Genomic DNA, 19,532 nt, shown 5'->3' on the forward strand with positions numbered 1-19,532 from the left:
AATCTCTGGATTAATTAGTTAGCACATTCACTCTTTTTTACATTTTTCCTTTGTAGGGATCAGGACGCCGCTATATATACCTGAGATTCCTTTTTATCGTAGTCAAATTATGGAACCACTGGTACGGCGGTAAAAATCGTTAGCCAGGAATCAGGGAAGATTAAGGAATAACTGTGAATGTCTGTCGTTTACGCGGATACACCGCGCTCCTGTCATTGCTGGCCGGCATTTATTCTCCGGTTAATGCGGAAGTCATTGCAAACCAGCAAGCATTAAACCAGCAACAGCAAGACGAAGCCCGCCGTGAAAGTCTGGTAACAGAGAGCAAATCATTACTTTCAACCGCAGCGGATAAACCCAAAGAGGGGCTGAACCTGCCTGAAGAGCAACCCTGTTACCCGGTGAATGCTATTCAGCTTGAGAATAAAAACGCGGTGGCGCACTGGATGACTTTTCAGGATGTGGCGCGGAGCGTGAAAGGAAAATGCGTCGGCATCAATGGTCTTAAAATTATTCATAAAGCGGTGCAAAACCGGTTGATAGAACACGGCTATATTACGACACGCGTGTTAATACCGGCGCAGGACCTCAAGAGCGGCACGCTTAAATTTCAAATTCTCCCGGGAACTATTAGCGAAATCGTCTTTAAGGGTGACGGCGGGAATTATATACATGCAATGAATAACTTCCCTGAGCATCAGGGCGATGTCCTTGATTTACGTGGCCTTGAACAGGGGCTTGAGAACCTGCAACGCACGCCAGGTTCTGAGGCCAATATTCAGTTATTGCCAGGAACGAAGCCTGGCGAAACGCTGGTGGAAGTGACGCGCAACCAACCGAAACACTGGCGGCTTGGTGCCTGGGCTGATGATTCCGGCAGCAAATATACCGGGCGCTACCAGGGCGGGCTGGCTTTTTATCTGGATAATCTGACCTCGCTTAACGATATGTTTTACGTCGCCTGGGGCGGAGGATTTAAAAATGAAGATGGTCACCGCAGCGATAACGTCTCGGCGTTTTACTCTGTCCCGTGGGGATACTGGCAGCTCGAACTGTACGGCAGCAAATACCGTTACACGCAAACTATCCACGATGGTGCATTCAGTTATCTGTACAGCGGCATCGAAAAGTACCTCAGCGCACAACTCAGTCGCGTGATTTACCGCAGCGCCAGCCAGAAGACCACCCTGGCATTAAAGGCCTTTCGTCGTAATTCCACCTATCTGCTTAATGATGTGGAGATTGAAGTGCAGCGGCGCAGAACCAGTAACTGGAAGCTGTCGCTGGAGCATCTGGCGTATCTGCCGTTAGGTCAGCTCAAAGCCAGTCTCGGCTATCAGAAAGCCGTGCACTGGTTCAATGAACAGGAAGATGCCGAAGAGCAGGTGGGCAACGCCGATCCGCAGGCGCGTATTATCACGTTGGGCGTCGATGGCGCGTTCCCGTTCAGACTCGGCAACCTTTCTTTGAGCTATGAACCGCATTTTATGTCGCAGATGTCGCCGGATCGCCTGACGCAGCCGGATAAATTCACGATCGGCAACCGCTGGACGGTGCGTGGTTTCGATGGCGAAACGACGATCTACGCTGATAAGGGTTGGTATGTGCGTAACGACATTAATCTCAACCTGCCGCAGTGGGGGATGCAGCCCTATCTTGGCGTCGACTATGGCGAAGTCAAAGGTTCGAAAAATGATTACTGGAGCGGCAAACATATGGCGGGTGCAGCACTGGGTGTACGCGGCGTAAAAGGTAAATTTGGCTACGATCTTTTTGCTGGCGTGCCGCTCATGAAACCTCAGGAAATGCATACCAGTCCCGTCACGCTTGGTTTCGCCATGCAGTGGCAATACTGACGACCTGACATCGTTTTTATCCTGTTCGCTGGCGCGCTGTGTAAAATTACAGCAGAATGCCAGCGAAATTTTGCCTTTTGCCGCTCAGCCTGCACACTTAGAAGATCACTATTTTTAAGGGAGCAGCGTATGTGGTTTCAACAAACCCTGGGATTAAAAGCCAGGCCGCGGGGTTTCCACTTGATCACTGATGAAATCGTCAGCCAGCTTCCCGCGCTTTCACAGGTGCAGGTCGGGTTACTACATCTCTTACTTCAGCACACCTCAGCCTCTTTGACGCTCAATGAAAATTGCGATCCTTCGGTACGTCGCGATATGGAGAGTCATTTTCTCAGTGCCGTGCCCGATAACGCACTTTACGAGCATGATGATGAGGGGCCGGACGATATGCCCGCGCATATTAAATCCTCCTCGCTGGGCGTTTCTCTGATATTGCCGGTCAAGCAGGGGCATCTGCTGCTCGGCACCTGGCAGGGGATCTGGCTTGGGGAACATCGTAACCATGGCGGTTCGCGTCGGATAATCGCGACGCTTCAAGGAGAATCTTTATGACGAATTCGGACTTGCTGGATTTCTGTATGAATAAACCGGGCGCTGAACAGAGCGAACACCAGGAGTGGAAAGCTGCGCAAATTAAAGTGGGCGATGTCATGTTTGCGATGGTGCATGAGGCCAACAATCGTTCTGCCGTCTCGCTGAAAACCAGCCCGGAACTGGCGGAACTGTTGCGTCAGGAGCATAAAGACGTGTTTCCCAGCGCACACCTTAATAAAGCGCACTGGAGCACGATCTATCTCGATGGCGAATTGCCGGATTCGCAGATCTATTATCTGGTCGACGCGTCGTATCAGCAGGTTGTTGGACAGTTGCCGGAGCATATTCGCCAGCAATTGTTGGTATAGCCATCATCGCGCTGAAGGAAATGCAGCGCAGCAATGCTGCATTTCTGGATTTTTTTTTATTTGAATTATTCATTTTATCAGAACGCTGATTTTTGCCCTGATCAATTGTGCTTTATATAAAAAATATATGTGTAATTTTACTCTATTCTAATAGTTATTATTTTTATTTTATCCAGAAAAAACAAGGAAATTGTTTTTTAATAACAGATAATCATTCTCGATAATAACGATCAAACATCTGAAAAGCGCTTTGTTTTATTATTTGGATATATGATTGACCTATACTAAAAACGCCTGTTGATTGAGATTGTTACTCATCTTCAAGGTATGCGTTCCAAGTATAGTTTATTGAAAAGTCATAAGGATGAGCAATGAAAAATAAAAATGGATCAACCTTTCGCGCCCCGAAAGAGTTGCGAGCTAAAATGGGCCCAGTCTGTTTCGCCACGCTTTTGGCATTAGGCATGGTGCAAAGCGCCGGTGCGGCAATTACCGCAGATACCAGCGCTGCGAACCAGCCGGGAATTCATACCAGTACTAGTGGCGCAACGGTTGTTGATATTAACAAGGCCAGCAGTGAGGGTGTGTCACACAATATTTATTCCGAGTTTAACGTTGATAAAAATGGTGTGGTGCTGAATAACAGCACGACCAATACGTCTACGCAGCAGGCTGGCAATATTAACGGTAACGCTAATCTGGCAGGTAACAGCGCAACGATTATCCTTAACGAAGTGCGTTCCTCCGATCCGAGTCAGTTGAATGGCATGGTAGAAGTGGCAGGGCAATCCGCTCAAGTGATTATCGCCAACCCGTCAGGCATTAGTTGTAACGGCTGCGGCTTTATTAACACCAACCATGCTACCCTGGCCACCGGTACGGCGAATTTCGATGATACGGGCAAACTGACCGGTTTTGACGTTCAGAAAGGGCAGGTAACTATCACTGGTGCTGGCATGGATGTTAATAATGCCGCGAAACCGCAGATGACGGATATTTACGCACGCTCTGTACAAGTGAATGCGAAGCTTCAGGCAAATAACCTGAACATCATCACGGGTGCAAATCGTATCAATATGAATGGTACAAAAGAAAAGATTAAAGCCGAAGGCGCTGCGCCTACTGTAGCGCTGGATGTCTCTTCGCTTGGTTCTATGTATGCCGGTAAAATCACGATGGTGGGTACCGAAGATGGTATGGGCGTGCGTCTGGATCATGCCGATATCACTGCGCAAAATGGGCTTTCAATTTCGACAAGCGGTAAGCTTGAAAACATTAACAGCGTGATTGCATCCGGCGCTGCGCTCTCTATTAATAGCCAGTCGCTGGATAACCGCAATGGTGAAATCCGCTCTGATGCCGGCGATCTGGTGCTCACTACACACCAGGATATCAACAACCACAACGGTAAGATCTCTGGTAATAACGTTTCCATTCATGGCGGTAATGCCGATAATACGGACGGTATTATTGAATCTAAAGACAACCTGTCTCTGACGGGCGCTACGCTCGACAACCGAAACGGCGTGATTAGCAGTAACGGGGATCTTAATGTCAACTACAATTTCAGCAATCATGAGGATCCTTCCGTTTATGCTATTAAAAACGAGAACGGCGTGATTGCTTCCAACGGCAACATGTATATCCAGACGGCTAACATTGATAACAATAGCGGTCTGATTACTGCCAACAAAGCGTTGTCGTTAAATGCCGCTAAGCTTGTCAACACGAACAGTGATGATTTCGTCGCCAGTGCAAACTGGAAAGGGGAAAATCAGGCGGGAGGGATTTACGCCGGTGAAAGTGATGGCAACAATACCCACTCTCACTATATGACGGGTGAATCCACTATTAATGCTGCATTGCTGGATAATGAAGCAGGTCGTATCGTTTCTACTGGAAAAAATACCGATCTGCACATCACCAGCACCCAGGAAATCAATAACAATAACGGTGTTATCGATGCTGCAAAATCGCTGACTATTGATCAACGTAACCAGTTCAGCAACGGCAACGGTAAAGTGACCGCGGCTCAGGATATCAACATTAATGCTTATGATTTCTCCTCTGACAGTAAAGGTGAAATCAAGGCGGACAATGTTAATCTTCATACCAGCGGCATGTTCAATAACAGCGGGGCTATCACAGCTTTGGGCGATTTATTGCTCACCGTAGGTGATGCGCATAGTTACCAGTCTGAGATCAACTATAACAAAGGCAAAATTACTGCGGGCGGCGCGATGACGGTGCAAACCGATAAGACCAACTTTGTCAACGAAGGTGCCATTAAAGCAGGCGATGCGCTGAACTGGCATGGCTACAACGTGACAAACACAGGTTCTATCGGCAGCGACAGCGATATCCGCTTTACCGTTCAGTCCCTGAAAAATGCAAATGGCGCGACGATTGACGGTAAGAGTGTCACCATCAGCGGCGCGGTAGATAACCAAGGTACGATCACGCCGGATTATATCCCGGATAACGGGCCAGTTCCGAATCCGGATAATAATGATGGCCATACTCCGATGCCAGCTCCAGCTCCGCAACCGGATAACAATGGTGGTCATACTCCGATGCCAGCCCCAGCTCCGCAACCGGATCATCATCCTGATACCCATTCGGAACCTTCTTCAGGTTCTTCTTCCACATATAGCCATCATTAATCCTTTCAAGCCCCGCTTCGGCGGGGCTTTTATTTCAGTTTACTGGCGATCGTGCCGGTCGCGAGATCCAGCAGCCGCATCGTCACTGACTGGATCCGCGTCCGCAACGCTATTTCGCTACTGTTAGCGTGGATCTGCGCGATCGCTTTCTGTTTATTTAACACTGCCGCCAGTTCTTCTTTATCGATCACTCCCTGCGCCCGATCGAACAGCGCCTGCGCGGCGATCTCCGTGCTGGTTCTGATAAACGTGTCACGATCCTCAACGCCCTGCTTTAACAGGCCCATAAATTCGTCCGCGGCAATCTTTCCAGCGCTTTTCTGGAACGACGGGGAAGCCAGCAGCTGACTGATGGCGCTAATCAATGCACTCATGGGCAATCTCCTTTACTGACATGGCGAAGCGGGTCGGCTGCATTCACCCCGGACGGCTTCGAGATAAGCCAGCCGGGCCTGGTCGCGCCAGAGCGCGGCCTGCGCCGGGGTAAAAGGACGCTGTTGTCTGAGCAAACGGGCATGGTCTTCACGGTAAATTGCCTGCAACAGACGCAGATTATCGGTGCGTAACGGGTCATGAAGGCTTTCGGAATAAGCAATGGCTTCGGCAAAGCGCAGCCGCAGATGGCGGTCCTCATCAGCCAACGCTGTGGTGTCCAGTGTGCCGGACGGCGCGGTAAAATCGTCGATGAACTGCAAATGCGCCGCCATCAGGTCGGTTAATTGCGCATGCGCCCGCGGCTGGTAATTGTCGATGAGACTACAGGCTGAAAGCACAACGGCCAGCCACAGCAGCCAGCTTCGCCCGGAAAGCGTTGGCGTCGATACATGGGTCATGATGTCCTCGTACGTTTGCCCGTTCTGTGTGAAATTCAGCATCAGAAAGCGGCGCGCGCAAATCATCGCTGCTCACGCGCGTGACAGAAAACATCATCAAAAAGCATTGAGGAAAAACGAGAGGCGCGTCGGGCCATATGACCCGACGCGCTGAGGGTTACTGCAGAAGCGGTTTCAGGAAGCGCGCCGTGTGCGAGGCTTCGCACTCCGCCACGGTTTCCGGCGTGCCGGAGACGAGGATCTCGCCGCCGCCGCTGCCGCCTTCCGGGCCCAGATCGACGATCCAGTCGGCGGTTTTGATCACATCCAGGTTATGCTCAATCACCACGATCGTGTTGCCCTGATCGCGCAGCTGATGCAGTACCGCCAGCAGTTGCTGGATATCCGCGAAGTGCAGGCCGGTCGTCGGTTCATCGAGAATATAGAGCGTCTGCCCGGTGCCGCGTTTTGAGAGCTCGCGGGCGAGCTTCACACGCTGGGCTTCACCGCCGGAAAGCGTGGTGGCGGACTGCCCCAGACGGATGTAGGTCAGACCGACATCCATCAGCGTTTGCAGCTTGCGCGCCAGCGCCGGCACCGCGTCGAAGAACTCACGCGCTTCTTCGATGGTCATATCCAGTACTTCATGGATAGTCTTGCCTTTGTATTTGATCTCCAGCGTTTCGCGGTTATAACGCTTGCCTTTGCACTGGTCGCACGGCACGTAGATATCCGGCAGGAAGTGCATCTCAACCTTGATAACCCCGTCGCCCTGGCAGGCTTCACAGCGCCCGCCGCGCACGTTAAAGCTAAAGCGGCCCGGCGTATAGCCGCGCGAACGCGCTTCCGGTACGCCTGCGAACAGCTCGCGCACTGGCGTAAACACGCCGGTGTAGGTCGCTGGGTTCGAGCGCGGCGTACGACCGATCGGGCTCTGGTCGATATCGATAACCTTATCGAAATGCTCCATGCCCTGGACATCGCGATACGGCGCAGGTTCGGCGATGGTCGCGCCATTGAGTTGGCGCTGGGCAATCGGGAACAGCGTATCGTTGATAAGCGTCGATTTACCTGAACCGGAAACCCCGGTCACGCAGGTAAAGAGCCCTACCGGCAACGTCAGGGTCACATCTTTCAGGTTGTTGCCGCGCGCGCCGGTCAGCTTCAGTACTTTTTCCGGGTCGGCTTTCACGCGTTCCTTCGGCACTTCAATCTTGCGCTTACCGCTCATGAACTGCCCGGTCAGCGATTCCGGCACCGCCATAATGGCGTCAAGCGGGCCTTCCGCGACCACCTGGCCGCCATGCACGCCAGCGCCAGGGCCGATGTCGATTACGTGATCGGCGGCGCGGATGGCGTCTTCATCGTGCTCCACCACAATCACGGTGTTGCCGAGATTACGCAGGTGAATCAGCGTGCCGAGCAGGCGTTCGTTATCGCGCTGATGCAGGCCGATGGACGGCTCATCCAGCACGTACATCACGCCGACCAGGCCCGCGCCAATCTGGCTTGCCAGACGGATACGCTGCGCCTCGCCGCCCGAAAGCGTTTCCGCCGAACGGGAGAGCGTCAGGTAGTTCAGGCCGACGTTAACCAGGAATTTCAGGCGATCGCCAATCTCTTTCAGCACCTTTTCGGCGATTTTGGCGCGCTGGCCGGAGAGCTTCATGTTATTGAAGAACTCCATCGCGTGGCCGATGCTCATATCGGAAATGGTCGGCAGCGCCGTGTTTTCGACAAACACGTGGCGCGCTTCGCGACGCAGGCGCGTGCCTTCACAGGTGGCGCAGGGACGGTTGCTGATAAATTTCGCCAGCTCCTCGCGCACCGCGTTGGACTCGGTCTCTTTGTAGCGACGCTCCATATTATGCAGCACGCCTTCGAACGGATGACGACGCACGGACGTATCGCCGCGATCGTTCATGTATTTGAATTCGATGGTTTCTTTACCGGAGCCGAACAGCACCGCGTGTTGCACTTTTTCGTTGAGCGTATTCCAGGGCGCTTCGACGTCGAACTTATAGTGGTCGGCAAGCGAGCGCAGCATCTGGAAATAGTAGAAATTGCGACGATCCCAGCCGCGAATGGCGCCGCCCGCAAGCGACAGCTCGCCGTTCTGCACCACGCGATCCGGATCGAAATATTGCTGCACGCCAAGGCCGTCACAGGTCGGGCAGGCGCCAGCCGGGTTGTTGAACGAAAACAGGCGCGGCTCAAGCTCACGCATACTGTAGCCGCAGATCGGACAAGCGAAGTTGGCGGAGAACAGCAACTCTTCCGCTTTTGCGTCATCCATATCCGCCACCACCGCCGTACCGCCGGAAAGCTCCAGAGCGGTTTCAAACGATTCGGCCAGGCGCTGCGCTAAATCTTCACGTACCTTGAAGCGGTCTACGACCACTTCGATGGTGTGTTTCTTCTGCAATTCCAGCTTCGGCGGATCGGAAAGATCGCACACTTCGCCGTCAATACGGGCGCGGATATAGCCCTGGCTTGCCAGGTTTTCCAGCGTCTTGGTGTGCTCGCCTTTGCGTTCTTTAATGACGGGCGCCAGCAGCATCAGGCGTTTGCCTTCCGGCAGCGCCAGCACGTTATCCACCATCTGGCTGACGGTTTGCGCAGCCAGCGTGACGTCGTGATCCGGGCAACGGGGTTCGCCGACGCGGGCATACAGCAGACGCAGGTAGTCGTGAATTTCAGTGATGGTCCCCACGGTAGAACGTGGGTTATGGGAGGTCGACTTCTGCTCGATGGAGATAGCAGGCGACAGCCCTTCGATATGATCGACATCCGGCTTTTCCATCAGCGACAGGAACTGACGCGCGTACGCGGAAAGCGACTCGACATAACGGCGCTGGCCTTCGGCGTAGAGCGTGTCGAAAGCCAGTGAAGACTTGCCGGAACCCGACAGCCCGGTCACGACGATCAGTTTGTCGCGCGGAATGACGAGGTTGATATTTTTGAGATTGTGGGTGCGGGCGCCCCGAACTTCTATCTTATCCATTCACCTTTCCTGGATTTGAACGCTAATGCCTGGGTGTTTGAAGGACAACCGGTGGCCAGAAACGGTTAATTATGACACAATTTAACCTGAATGGATATCCAGTATTTATGTGCAACCGTGTATACTGTGTGAACATTTCCTGAAGCCGTCTCGCAGCTATCAACATTGAAGGCTGACGTGGTAGAATGGAATGTTTACACTATTAAGAAATGTTTTCAGGAGACACGATCATGGCCAGCAGAGGCGTAAACAAGGTGATTCTCGTCGGTAATCTGGGGCAGGACCCGGAAGTACGCTACATGCCGAACGGCGGGGCCGTGGCGAACCTGCGCCTGGCGACTTCCGAATCCTGGCGCGACAAGCAGACCGGTGAGATGAAAGAAGTGACCGAATGGCACAGCGTTGTGCTGTACGGCAAGCTGGCGGAAGTGGCGGGCGAATACCTGCGCAAAGGCTCGCAGATCTACATCGAAGGTCAGCTGCGCACGCGTAAGTGGCAGGATCAGAGCGGTCAGGATCGCTACTCTACCGAAGTCGTGGTTAACGTCGGCGGCACCATGCAGATGCTGGGCGGCCGTCAGGGCGGCGGCGCACCGGCAGGCGGCAACATGGGCGGCGGCCAGCAGCAGGGCGGTTGGGGTCAGCCTCAGCAGCAGCAGCAGGGCGGCGGCGCGCAGTTCAGCGGCGGCGCACAGTCCCGTCCGCAGCAGCAGGCGCCAGCGCCTTCTAATGAACCGCCAATGGATTTCGATGACGATATCCCGTTCTGATAACGCGGCGTTCCGCCCGGAATGCCCTGCTTCAGAATGCATTGAAAAGCTCTGCTCCGGCAGGGCTTTTTCTTTACCCTTTTTCAGCCTGGTTGTGCGGCGCTTTCTGCCTGAATGCACGAGAAAGGCTCGTCTGCCTGCAAGCGCTTGCCGCCATGGCGCACTTCATAATGGCAAACCACGCCTCATAGCCTCCCCGGCTGGCACGATTAAACTGTCATCAAATGAAGGGCATGGCGCTTTTACACGGCGCGGCGCTAAATCTCACCGGACGAATGCCGATATAGGTTTCATGAAGTATTCATACGTTCCGTACGTTTTCGGCAGGGATGCCCCAAGTTCAGGTTAGCCCATGTCAGAAAGAGATCGCGACCAACTCCTTAGCCAGGCGACCGACCAGTACTGGCAACACATAATTCCGATCGTCTGGCTGGCGTTGATGATTCACGTCGGGCTGATTTTCCTGTTTCTGTCGATGAGCATTCCGACGCTCGCTATTTTTAACATCTTCAGCGTGATGGTTTATATCCACTGCCTGAATGAGATAGAGCACTACCGGTATCTGTATGTCGGTACCCTGATGAGTGTGGAAATTCTGGCGCATGCCGTTGCCACTACGGTGTTGCTGGGCTGGGAGAGTAATTTTTATCTGTTTGTTTTTTCGCTGATACCGATAGTGTCGTTCAGCTTCCAGCAAGTGCCGGTACGGCGCGCGCTGTTCCTGGGGGCGATTGCGGTTCTCGGAACGGTGGGTTACGCCCTGCGGCACCACACCGGTACGGCGTCGGGGTTAAGCCCGTCGGTGCTGAATGGTATCGGCATCGCCAATGCGGTGATGGCGATTAGCTTTTTAATGTATACCACGCTGCGTTCAGTCGAATTCACCCATACGATGAAACTGGATCTTTTTAACACCGCGAGCCGCGACAGCCTGACGAACCTGTATACCCGACGCCACTTTATGCATCAGGTGTCCCTGTTGGAAAAAGAACCCGGCACCCATAATGTGGCGCTGTTGCTGCTGGATATCGACCATTTCAAAACGATTAACGACAGTTGCGGCCACAGTTACGGAGATATGATTTTGCAGCGCATCGCGCGGGCGATTACCGACAACGTGCGCGAAAGCGACATCGTGGCGCGCTGGGGCGGCGAAGAGTTTTTGGTCCTGATGCCGGATACGTCGCTGTCAGACGCCAGACGGGTGGCGGAGCGGCTGCTGACGCGGATTCAGGAGTGGGTCGGCCAGACCGATAAAAACCCACGTGAAGTCACCGCGACGCTTGCTCTCAGCGCCTTTGGCAAGGACGAGGCGTTTGAAAAAGCGCTTAATCGCGCCGATAAAATGTTGTACGCCGGTAAGCAGCAGGGGCGAAACCGCCTGGTGATAGCGGATTAACATACTGATTCAGAGATTAAAACGGATAAAAAATAACCCCTGGGTACTCCTTAGTTAGCATTTTCCTGGTGGTGTCGAAGTGCCATGCTCTGCGATTCCTTCCTGTGCGACGGCGTTTATTGACGTGCGCGCCAGTTGCCGCCCGCAGGTGAATTTCACACAGGGAATGCAAGCGATGACACAGGAACATAATCCGTTTACCGCCGCCTGGAGCCGTAACGGTAATCTGCTCTGCCATGGCCACTGGATCATTACGTTCGAAGCGCGCCCGGTGACGCTGCCGCAACACTGGCAGGATAAGGCGATGAACACCTGGGGGATCTACTCGATTATCGATCCCGAGGATGAGACGTTCGCCGACGGGCTGGAAGAAGATGAGTGGATTGTCGAGAACGTCGAATGGCTGACCGACTGGTTTTTCGATAATGACATTCCGCTGGAGGAGCGCTACTACCGCGCCTTCTGGCGGGCGGTGAATAAAGCGGACTGGCGCTGCACCAGTTGCGCGGGCTGTATGTAAGGGCGTTGCAGGAAACAAAAAAGCCCCTGATGCAGGGGCTTAAAGGAAAGGCGGCGGTGTTATCAGGTCACCACCATCGGCCATTCCGGCGGCGTGTGGCTCATCACTTCCACCATCACGTCTTTTATATTGTGCCACATAGCGTGAAAGTCGAGGCTGACGCCGAGCAGCCCGGTCGCGAATACGCAGGAAGCGACGATACCCAGCCCGCTGCTGATCACTGCCAGCGCCTGGTAGTCGGATTTACGAAACTGAATATTAAGCGTGCTGGCAAGAAACATTAAAACCGCACCCAGAAGTTGCCAGCGCATCAGTACCATGCTGGCGGTAAGCGTAGCCATGAAACCTGTCCTCAAAAACAATCTGCCGCGCGGAGGGCCGGGGAGAGACAGCACTGGCCTGGCGCGGCGCTAAAATTTAACGTGACGGCAAGTATGTAAACTTGCACACTAAGTGTGAACTGTATCACATTTGTTGTTTTATTCGCCAGTCTGGCGGGTGCGTTTTGATGGAAAAACGCACGATAAATGTGCTGACCGATGACCGTGCGGAATAAAAAAATGGTCAAAAAGAACGCGCTTAAAAAATCCTCGCCGGATTTTGCCGATGCATAAATTTTCATTTCGACACAAAAAAAGGCGGGCCGTACATTTTTTCGACAGCTGCGAGTAATTTAACTTAAAACGCTTTCTGAAGTGGTTGATGAATTTTTAGCACCGACATTAACGCCAATATTTCACTTAAGAAAAATTAATTAGCCATTCCCTATTTTCCTTATGGCAAATTTTAATGTTTCGCGCGAAATAGTGGATGGATAACTGGAAATGGCTATTGCCAATGCGTGCTGATTGATGCAACGTAAACACCTGTTTGCGATGTGTCTCATCATGCGATTAATGTGACACAGAAAGCAGGGATATGAGGCCATAATGAATTTCAGGGCACGACGTCAGGCGTTGCGAATCTCAGGCATAATCATGGTGGTCTTACTGCCTGTGATGCTTGCGCTTTGGATCGCCCATCACCGGGCGGTCAATGAGACGCGTGCACATCTGGATACCTTCGCGCAACTGGTTCTCAACCGTACCGAACTGGTGTTAAGCCACGTCGAAGAAACCCGTAACGAAGCCGAAAAATATCAGGGCGAAATATGCTCTTCGGCGCATCAACGAAATATGCTGGATATTTCTCGCGGACAAATATTCATCGAAGATTTAATTTACGCGCAAGGCGACGAGTTATTATGTTCGACCCTGTTCGATCAGCCTTTTATTCTGTCTCCCGCTAATTATACCCGCACGCCAGATGTTGCTTATTATTATTATCGTGATACGCCGTTCTTTTCCGGCCATAAGATGATTTATTTGCGTAAGGGAAATTATGTCGCTGTGGTTAACCCACTTTCCTTTAGCGAAATATTATCCAGTGACGCCACCATTTCTTATGGCGTGTATGACACCGTTACCCGGGAATTCTTTTCGGTAAGTGAAAAAGCCGACGCCCGCGCGTTTGCGCCTTTTGCGCGTTCGCAAAACGCCGATTTCCAGAAGGATGGTCGTTTCTGGTCAATCGTGCTGTCCGGTAAGCGCCCGATTGCCGTTGCCGTCTCAACAAGCGACGCCTGGTTCTGGCAGGCGTGGCGCCGTCAGATGTCAGTTATGCTGCCGCTCGGGCTTATCATGGGCGGTTTGCTGGTTTTTCTCGGCTCGCGTACCCGCAACCGTTTCAACTCGCCAGGCCGCCAGCTCCAGCGCGCGTTGCAAAAACGAGCGCTGCGCCTGCATTATCAGCCGATTATGGATATCAAACACGGCATGTGCGTCGGGGCCGAGGCGCTGCTGCGCTGGCCTGGCTATAACGGTCAGGTGATGAGCCCGGCGGAGTTTATCCCGCTTGCGGAAAAAACCGGGATGATCGCGCAGGTGACTGATTATGTGGTAGAAGAGTTGTTTAATGACTTAGGCCATTTCCTGGCGACCCACCCGCAAATTTATATTTCCATTAACCTTTCCGCCTCGGATTTCCATTCGTCGCGCCTGATTGCGTTAATCGAAGGGAAAAATAGCCAGCACGGGGTGCGGGCGCAGCAAATCAAGATTGAAGTGACCGAACGGGGCTTTATTGACGTGCCGCGCACCACGCCGGTTATTCAGGCGTTTCGCCAGTCGGGCTTTGAGATTGCTATCGACGATTTCGGCACCGGATATTCCAATCTTCATAATCTCTATTCGCTGAATGTCGATATTCTGAAAATTGATAAATCGTTTATTGATACCTTAACCACGAACAGCACCAGCCATTTGATTGCGGAGCATATTATCGATATGGCCCAGAGTCTGCGGCTGAAAATTATCGCCGAGGGCGTGGAAACCGCCGAACAGGTGGGCTGGTTGTTAAAGCGTGGCGTGCAGTATTGCCAGGGCTGGCATTTCTCAAAAGCGCTGCCGCGTCAGGAGTTTGTCGCCTGGCTGCAACAGGATGACGCCCGGGGAATACCGGGCTGGCAGAGCTGCACCGTTAATCGTCAGGCGCTCTGACGATAATCACTCGGCGTGCGGTCGAACTGACGGCGGAAAATTCGCGAGAACGTCTGCTGCGACACATAGCCATAATCCATTGCAATATCAAAAATCGGCCGTCGGGTCGTGCGTAACTCCTGCGCCGCCAGTTGCAGGCGACGCTTGCGAATATACTCACCCAGCGTCTGATGCATGACGGTACGGAACATCCGCTGTAAATACCATTTCGAATAGCCCGACTTCTTTGCCACCACATCAATATTCAGTGGCTGGTCAATATGCTCATCAATCCATTGCGTCAGTGCGTGGATAATTTCCTGATGTGACATAAGCCGTCCTCTTCCTCTGTTTTGGGTTAGCCGTTCTTATGGTCAGCGAGTATAATTCCTCAAGTTAACTTGAGGTAAAGCCCCTGATGGAAAAGAAAGCACCCAGAATCAAATCGCTGCTGACGCCAGGCGAAGTCGCGAAGCGCAGCGGCGTTGCGGTCTCCGCGCTGCACTTTTATGAAAGCAAAGGGCTGATTAAAAGCACCCGTAACAGCGGCAATCAACGTCGTTACCGGCGCGACGTGCTGCGTCAGGTGGCGATCATTAAAATCGCCCAGCGCATCGGCATTCCGCTGGCGACGATTGGCGAGGCTATCGGCGTGTTGCCGGAAGGACATAACCTGAGCCCGAAGGCCTGGAAGCAGCTCTCCACCCAGTGGCGTGAGGAGCTGGACAGGCGCATTAAAACGCTGACCGCGCTGCGCGACGATCTCGACGGCTGCATCGGCTGCGGCTGTCTGTCACACCGCGATTGTCCGCTACGCAACCCCGAGGACCGTCTGGGCGCGCAGGGCAGCGGGGCGCGTCTGCTGGAAGACGAATAAGCGGCGCGCAAACAAATTCTGTGCGTCAATGGTGGATTCTCTATAGTTAATGCAATGAAAAGCGAAAGGAAAACGCCATGCTGACGGTCCACCATCTGAATAATTCCCGCTCGCAGCGCATTCTTTTTGCGCTTGAAGAGCTCGGTTTACCCTACGAACTGGTGCGTTACCAGCGCGAGCCGACCATGCTGGCGCCGCCTGCGCTCAAGAAAGTGCATCCGCTCGGCAAGTCGCCGGTGCTGGAAGATAAAGGCCAGAAAATTATCGAGTCCGGCGCGATTCTGGAATATCTCCAGGAAACCTATGACACCGAACAGCGCCTGAAGCCGCTGAGCGCGGAGGAGAAAATCCAGTACCGCATCTGGCTCCATTACGCCGAAGGGTCTTTGATGCCGCTGCTGTTGATGAAGCTGGTGTTTGGCAGCCTCGGTAAAAAGCCTGTCCCGCTCGGGCTTCGCACCATCGGCAAAGCGCTTGGGCAGGGCGTGCAGAAAGCCTGGCTCAATAAGCAGATAGCCACCCACACGCGTTTTATGGAAGATCACCTGACGCTGCATCCCTGGTTTGCCGGGCAGACGTTCAGCATGGCGGATATTCAGATGAGCTTCCCGATTATCGCCCTGCTGGCGCGCAGCGAATCCGGCGAGTTCCGTCAGCTTCGCGCCTGGCTCACCAATCTTCAGGCGCGACCGGCCTGGCAGCGCGCGATTGAAAAAGGCGGTCCGCTGGAGATCCCCGGCAGTTAATTACGCAGGCCTTCACCCGAAGGCCTGTTTTTTGCGCATCAACGATATCGTTTGCGCAGCCTGCGCTGAATTATTCATCAGCCGACGTAACTTTTTGCCAAAAGCCATAAAGTTCAGTTGAAAAACCCCGTCCTAAGGCTGGATAATCGTTTGCCTAAAAATTTTGTCGTTTTTTGCGCGTGGAGTTAAACGTTTGCTTTTTGTGGCCCCTCCAAAACCACAAACAGAACGCAGGGAGTTAACGTTTGATCCGCAGCGGGTTGTTTGCCACGCGCGAGCTTTAAAAACTATCACTTTCAGGGGATGTCTCATTATGTCTACGCCTTCTGCGCGTAACGGCGGTTCACTCGACGCCTTTTTTAAAATTTCCGCGCGCGGCAGTAACGTGCGCCAGGAGATTGTTGCCGGTCTCACCACTTTTCTTGCGATGGTCTATTCCGTGATTGTCGTGCCGGGGATGCTTGGCAAAGCCGGTTTCTCGCCTGCCGCCGTGTTCGTCGCCACCTGTCTGGTGGCTGGCGTCGGTTCCATCGTGATGGGGCTGTGGGCGAATCTGCCGCTGGCTATCGGCTGCGCCATTTCGCTGACCGCCTTTACGGCGTTTAGCCTGGTGCTCGGACAGCACATCAGCGTACCCGTCGCGCTCGGCGCGGTCTTCCTGATGGGCGTGCTCTTTACCGTTATTTCTGCAACCGGCATTCGTAGCTGGATCCTGCGCAACCTGCCGCAGGGCGTGGCGCACGGCACCGGCATCGGCATCGGTCTGTTCCTGCTGCTGATTGCCGCCAACGGCGTAGGCCTGGTCATTAAAAACCCGCTCGACGGCCTGCCGGTGGCGCTCGGTCATTTCGCGAGCTTCCCGGTTATCATGTCGCTGATTGGGCTGGCGGTGATTATCGGTCTTGAGAAACTGAAAGTGCCGGGCGGCATTCTGCTGACCATTATTGGCATTTCAATTGTTGGCCTGATCTTCGACCCGACGGTGAAATTCACCGGCCTGTTCGCCATGCCGTCGCTGAGCGATGAAAACGGAAATTCGCTGATTGGCAGCCTCGACATCATGGGCGCGCTCGATCCCGTGGTTATTCCGAGCGTGCTGGCGCTGGTGATGACCGCCGTGTTCGACGCCACCGGCACCATTCGCGCGGTCGCAGGCCAGGCGAATCTGCTGGATAAAGACGGCCAGATCATCGACGGCGGCAAAGCGCTGACCACCGATTCCCTCTCCAGCGTCTTCTCAGGCCTGGTGGGCGCGGCGCCGGCTGCGGTTTATATCGAATCTGCCGCTGGCACCGCCGCGGGCGGTAAAACGGGCCTGACGGCGATTACCGTCGGCGTACTGTTCCTGCTTATCCTGTTCCTCTCGCCGCTCTCTTACCTGGTACCGGCGTACGCCACGGCGCCTGCGCTGATGTATGTCGGTCTGCTGATGCTGAGCAACGTGGCGAAAATCGATTTCGCCGATTTCGTTGACGCCATGGCGGGGCTTATCACCGCGGTGTTTATCGTGCTGACCTGCAACATCGTGACCGGCATCATGATCGGTTTTGCGTCGCTGGTGATTGGCCGCATCGTCTCGGGCGAGTTCCGCAAGCTTAATATCGGCACAGTGATTATCGCCATCGCGCTGGTCGCTTTCTACGCGGGCGGCTGGGCAATCTAAACCTTTCTTTAATAAAGCGGGCTACGGCCCGCTTTTTCCTGCTTTCAGGGCACAACCTGATTCCTTTTCCGGCGCGTCAATGTTCTATTATCAAAGGTGAGTCTTACATCACAGATAATAAGGAGCCGCTCAGACCGCATGGAAATCTTTTTTACCATCCTCATCATGACCCTCATGGTATCGCTCTCCGGGGTCGTCACCCGTATGCTGCCATTCCAGATCCCGCTGCCGCTGATGCAGATAGCCATCGGGGCGCTGCTCGCCTGGCCTACGTTCGGTCTGCACGTCGACTTTAATCCGGAGCTGTTCCTGGTCCTGTTTATTCCGCCGCTGCTGTTTGCCGACGGCTGGAAAACCCCGACCCGCGAATTCCTCGATCACGGTCGCGAAATTATCGGCCTCGCGCTGGCGCTGGTGGTGATAACCGTCGTGGGTATCGGTTTTCTTATCTACTGGATGGTGCCGGGCATTCCGCTGATCCCCGCTTTCGCGCTTGCGGCGGTGTTGTCGCCAACCGATGCGGTGGCGCTTTCCGGTATTGTCGGCGAAGGCCGCATCCCGAAAAAAATCATGGGGATTTTGCAGGGCGAGGCGCTGATGAATGACGCCTCCGGCCTGGTGTCGCTGAAATTCGCCGTGGCGGTTGCGATGGGGACGATGATCTTTACCGTAGGCGGCGCGTCGCTGGAATTTTTAAAAGTGGCGATTGGCGGCCTGCTCGCCGGTATCGCGGTGAGCTGGCTGTATGGCCGCTCGCTGCGCCTGCTGAGCCGTTGGGGCGGCGATGAACCCGCCACACAGATCGTGCTGTTGTTCCTGCTGCCGTTCGCCTCTTATCTGATTGCCGAACATATCGGCTTCTCCGGCATTCTGGCCGCAGTAGCCGCCGGGATGACCATTACCCGCTCCGGCGTAATGCGCACCGCGCCGCTGGCGATGCGCCTGCGCGCCAACAGCGTCTGGTCGATGCTGGAGTTTGTGTTTAACGGCATGGTCTTCCTGATGCTCGGTCTGCAACTGCCGGGCATTATGGAAACCTCGCTGGCCGCCGCCGAACTGGATCCGAACGTCGAAACCTGGATGCTGTTCATGGACATCGTCCTGATCTACGTGGCGCTGATTGGCGTGCGGTTCCTGTGGCTGTGGATCATGAAGCGCTTTAGCCTGCGTTTTCTGAAGAAAAAGCCGCTCAGCTTTGGCGAATACTCCACGCGCGAATTACTGGTTGCGTCATTCGCCGGGGTGCGCGGGGCCATCACGCTGGCGGGTGTGCTCTCCATTCCGCTGCTGCTGCCGGACGGTTCGCCCTTCCCGGCGCGCTATGAGCTGGTGTTCCTGGCCGCGGGCGTGATCCTCTTCTCGCTGTTTGTCGGCGTGATCCTGCTGCCGATTCTGCTGCAACAGGTTGAGACTCCGGATCACGGCCTGGCGCACAAAGAGGAACGCATGGCGCGCTCGGCGACGGCGGAAGTGGCGATTACCGCCATCCAGAAAATGGAAGAGCGTCTGGCCGCAAATACCGAAGAGAACATCGACGATCAGCTGCTGAAAGAGGTGTCCGCGCGCGTGGTGGGGAACCTGCGTCGCCGCGCCGATGGGCGTAACGATGTGGAAAACAGCGAGCTTGAAGAAAACCTTGAGCGCCGTTTCCGCCTGACCGCGCTGCGTGCGGAGCGCGCCGAGCTGTACCACCTGCGCGCCACGCGGCAGATCAGCAACGAGACGCTGCAAAAGATACTGCACGATATGGACCTGCTCGAAGCGCTGCTGATGGAGCGCAAATAACCGAAACCGCCGGATCGTT

At 54.1% G+C, this 19,532-nt stretch carries 17 protein-coding genes; 12 read left to right on the top strand and 5 right to left on the bottom strand.

Features of this window, described 5'->3' with window-relative positions; all coding sequences use genetic code 11:
* The first annotated feature begins 173 nt into the window (after window positions 1-173).
* The 4 genes from AB8W27_RS02195 (at window position 174) to AB8W27_RS02210 (ending at window position 5,421) form a co-directional block, all read left to right on the top strand.
* Window positions 174-1,856 (top strand): ShlB/FhaC/HecB family hemolysin secretion/activation protein, encoded by a 1,683-nt coding sequence (locus tag AB8W27_RS02195; RefSeq protein WP_015742652.1) that lies wholly within the window; start codon window positions 174-176, stop codon window positions 1,854-1,856.
* Between the two features lie 129 nt (window positions 1,857-1,985).
* The gene (locus AB8W27_RS02200) at window positions 1,986-2,408 is read left to right on the top strand and encodes a secondary thiamine-phosphate synthase enzyme YjbQ (RefSeq protein ID WP_015742651.1); all 423 of its coding nucleotides are present in this window, start codon (window positions 1,986-1,988) and stop codon (window positions 2,406-2,408) included.
* Window positions 2,405-2,758: an MmcQ/YjbR family DNA-binding protein gene (locus AB8W27_RS02205; protein ID WP_015742650.1), complete on the top strand. Its 354-nt coding sequence runs from the start codon at window positions 2,405-2,407 to the stop codon at window positions 2,756-2,758. Before AB8W27_RS02200 ends, AB8W27_RS02205 begins: the two co-directional genes overlap by 4 nt.
* 371 nt (window positions 2,759-3,129) lie before the next feature.
* The gene (locus AB8W27_RS02210; RefSeq protein ID WP_015742648.1) at window positions 3,130-5,421 is read left to right on the top strand and encodes a filamentous hemagglutinin N-terminal domain-containing protein; all 2,292 of its coding nucleotides are present in this window, start codon (window positions 3,130-3,132) and stop codon (window positions 5,419-5,421) included.
* A 29-nt stretch (window positions 5,422-5,450) separates the two neighbouring features.
* Here AB8W27_RS02210 and AB8W27_RS02215 read toward each other — a convergent pair whose 3' ends face one another.
* The 3 genes from AB8W27_RS02215 to uvrA form a co-directional block, all read right to left on the bottom strand.
* On the bottom strand, window positions 5,451-5,795 hold the full coding sequence (locus AB8W27_RS02215; RefSeq protein ID WP_015742647.1) for a hypothetical protein: 345 nt from the start codon (window positions 5,793-5,795) through the stop codon (window positions 5,451-5,453).
* Window positions 5,796-5,807: 12 nt separating this feature from the next.
* Window positions 5,808-6,320: a hypothetical protein gene (locus AB8W27_RS02220; protein ID WP_015742646.1), complete on the bottom strand. Its 513-nt coding sequence runs from the start codon at window positions 6,318-6,320 to the stop codon at window positions 5,808-5,810.
* A 91-nt stretch (window positions 6,321-6,411) separates the two neighbouring features.
* Window positions 6,412-9,237: an excinuclease ABC subunit UvrA gene (gene uvrA / locus AB8W27_RS02225; protein ID WP_105581325.1), complete on the bottom strand. Its 2,826-nt coding sequence runs from the start codon at window positions 9,235-9,237 to the stop codon at window positions 6,412-6,414.
* A 230-nt stretch (window positions 9,238-9,467) separates the two neighbouring features.
* Here uvrA and ssb1 point away from each other — a divergent pair, with 230 nt between their 5' ends.
* The 3 genes from ssb1 to AB8W27_RS02240 all read left to right on the top strand — a co-directional run bounded on the left by ssb1 (window position 9,468) and on the right by AB8W27_RS02240 (window position 11,926).
* Window positions 9,468-10,007, top strand: coding sequence for a single-stranded DNA-binding protein SSB1 (gene ssb1 / locus AB8W27_RS02230; RefSeq protein WP_015742643.1), 540 nt, complete (start codon window positions 9,468-9,470; stop codon window positions 10,005-10,007).
* Window positions 10,008-10,359: 352 nt separating this feature from the next.
* Window positions 10,360-11,406 carry a GGDEF domain-containing protein gene (locus AB8W27_RS02235; RefSeq protein ID WP_015742642.1) on the top strand — a complete coding sequence of 349 codons (1,047 nt, stop codon included), beginning with the start codon at window positions 10,360-10,362 and terminating at the stop codon, window positions 11,404-11,406.
* 175 nt (window positions 11,407-11,581) lie between these two features.
* Window positions 11,582-11,926, top strand: a complete 345-nt coding sequence (locus AB8W27_RS02240) for a hypothetical protein (protein ID WP_015742641.1) — start codon at window positions 11,582-11,584, stop codon at window positions 11,924-11,926.
* A 62-nt stretch (window positions 11,927-11,988) separates the two neighbouring features.
* On the opposite strand, the gene AB8W27_RS02245 is transcribed toward AB8W27_RS02240, so the two are convergent.
* Window positions 11,989-12,267 (bottom strand): YjcB family protein, encoded by a 279-nt coding sequence (locus tag AB8W27_RS02245; protein WP_007764568.1) that lies wholly within the window; start codon window positions 12,265-12,267, stop codon window positions 11,989-11,991.
* Between the two features lie 588 nt (window positions 12,268-12,855).
* On the opposite strand from AB8W27_RS02245, the gene AB8W27_RS02250 reads away from it, so the two are divergent.
* Window positions 12,856-14,463, top strand: coding sequence for an EAL domain-containing protein (locus AB8W27_RS02250; RefSeq protein ID WP_161577415.1), 1,608 nt, complete (start codon window positions 12,856-12,858; stop codon window positions 14,461-14,463).
* Here the strand turns inward: AB8W27_RS02250 and soxS are convergent.
* Window positions 14,451-14,774 carry a superoxide response transcriptional regulator SoxS gene (gene soxS / locus AB8W27_RS02255; RefSeq protein ID WP_004386206.1) on the bottom strand — a complete coding sequence of 108 codons (324 nt, stop codon included), beginning with the start codon at window positions 14,772-14,774 and terminating at the stop codon, window positions 14,451-14,453. The two genes, AB8W27_RS02250 and soxS, sit on opposite strands and share 13 nt — an antisense overlap.
* 86 nt (window positions 14,775-14,860) lie before the next feature.
* On the opposite strand from soxS, the gene soxR reads away from it, so the two are divergent.
* The 4 genes from soxR (at window position 14,861) to AB8W27_RS02275 (ending at window position 19,513) form a co-directional block, all read left to right on the top strand.
* Complete coding sequence (gene soxR, locus AB8W27_RS02260; protein ID WP_004386207.1) at window positions 14,861-15,319, top strand: redox-sensitive transcriptional activator SoxR; 459 nt, start codon at window positions 14,861-14,863, stop codon at window positions 15,317-15,319.
* 77 nt (window positions 15,320-15,396) lie between these two features.
* On the top strand, window positions 15,397-16,065 hold the full coding sequence (locus AB8W27_RS02265) for a glutathione S-transferase family protein (protein WP_015742639.1): 669 nt from the start codon (window positions 15,397-15,399) through the stop codon (window positions 16,063-16,065).
* A gap of 313 nt (window positions 16,066-16,378) precedes the next feature.
* Entirely contained in the window at window positions 16,379-17,728 is a 1,350-nt protein-coding gene (gene ghxP, locus AB8W27_RS02270) for a guanine/hypoxanthine transporter GhxP (protein ID WP_041923973.1), read from the top strand.
* Window positions 17,729-17,866: 138 nt separating this feature from the next.
* A complete protein-coding gene (locus AB8W27_RS02275) occupies window positions 17,867-19,513 on the top strand; it encodes a Na+/H+ antiporter (protein ID WP_041923972.1) in 1,647 nt (548 codons plus the stop codon).
* Window positions 19,514-19,532 lie beyond the last annotated feature (19 nt).

The organism is Cronobacter turicensis, from assembly GCF_041222865.1.
In the GTDB taxonomy this organism is placed as follows: domain Bacteria; phylum Pseudomonadota; class Gammaproteobacteria; order Enterobacterales; family Enterobacteriaceae; genus Cronobacter; species Cronobacter turicensis.

Bases quoted from the DNA above. Each gene is read 5' to 3' on its own strand.
- AB8W27_RS02215 (WP_015742647.1), bottom strand. From the start codon at position 5,795: ATGAGTGCATTGATTAGCGCCATCAGTCAGCTGCTGGCTTCCCCGTCG.
- AB8W27_RS02235 (WP_015742642.1), top strand. From the start codon at position 10,360: ATGTCAGAAAGAGATCGCGACCAACTCCTTAGCCAGGCGACCGACCAG.
- AB8W27_RS02275 (WP_041923972.1), top strand. From the start codon at position 17,867: ATGGAAATCTTTTTTACCATCCTCATCATGACCCTCATGGTATCGCTC.
- AB8W27_RS02265 (WP_015742639.1), top strand. From the start codon at position 15,397: ATGCTGACGGTCCACCATCTGAATAATTCCCGCTCGCAGCGCATTCTT.
- ghxP (WP_041923973.1), top strand. From the start codon at position 16,379: ATGTCTACGCCTTCTGCGCGTAACGGCGGTTCACTCGACGCCTTTTTT.
- AB8W27_RS02220 (WP_015742646.1), bottom strand. From the start codon at position 6,320: ATGATTTGCGCGCGCCGCTTTCTGATGCTGAATTTCACACAGAACGGG.
- soxS (WP_004386206.1), bottom strand. From the start codon at position 14,774: ATGTCACATCAGGAAATTATCCACGCACTGACGCAATGGATTGATGAG.
- AB8W27_RS02200 (WP_015742651.1), top strand. From the start codon at position 1,986: ATGTGGTTTCAACAAACCCTGGGATTAAAAGCCAGGCCGCGGGGTTTC.
- AB8W27_RS02240 (WP_015742641.1), top strand. From the start codon at position 11,582: ATGACACAGGAACATAATCCGTTTACCGCCGCCTGGAGCCGTAACGGT.
- ssb1 (WP_015742643.1), top strand. From the start codon at position 9,468: ATGGCCAGCAGAGGCGTAAACAAGGTGATTCTCGTCGGTAATCTGGGG.
- uvrA (WP_105581325.1), bottom strand. From the start codon at position 9,237: ATGGATAAGATAGAAGTTCGGGGCGCCCGCACCCACAATCTCAAAAAT.
- AB8W27_RS02205 (WP_015742650.1), top strand. From the start codon at position 2,405: ATGACGAATTCGGACTTGCTGGATTTCTGTATGAATAAACCGGGCGCT.
- soxR (WP_004386207.1), top strand. From the start codon at position 14,861: ATGGAAAAGAAAGCACCCAGAATCAAATCGCTGCTGACGCCAGGCGAA.
- AB8W27_RS02210 (WP_015742648.1), top strand. From the start codon at position 3,130: ATGAAAAATAAAAATGGATCAACCTTTCGCGCCCCGAAAGAGTTGCGA.
- AB8W27_RS02245 (WP_007764568.1), bottom strand. From the start codon at position 12,267: ATGGCTACGCTTACCGCCAGCATGGTACTGATGCGCTGGCAACTTCTG.
- AB8W27_RS02250 (WP_161577415.1), top strand. From the start codon at position 12,856: ATGAATTTCAGGGCACGACGTCAGGCGTTGCGAATCTCAGGCATAATC.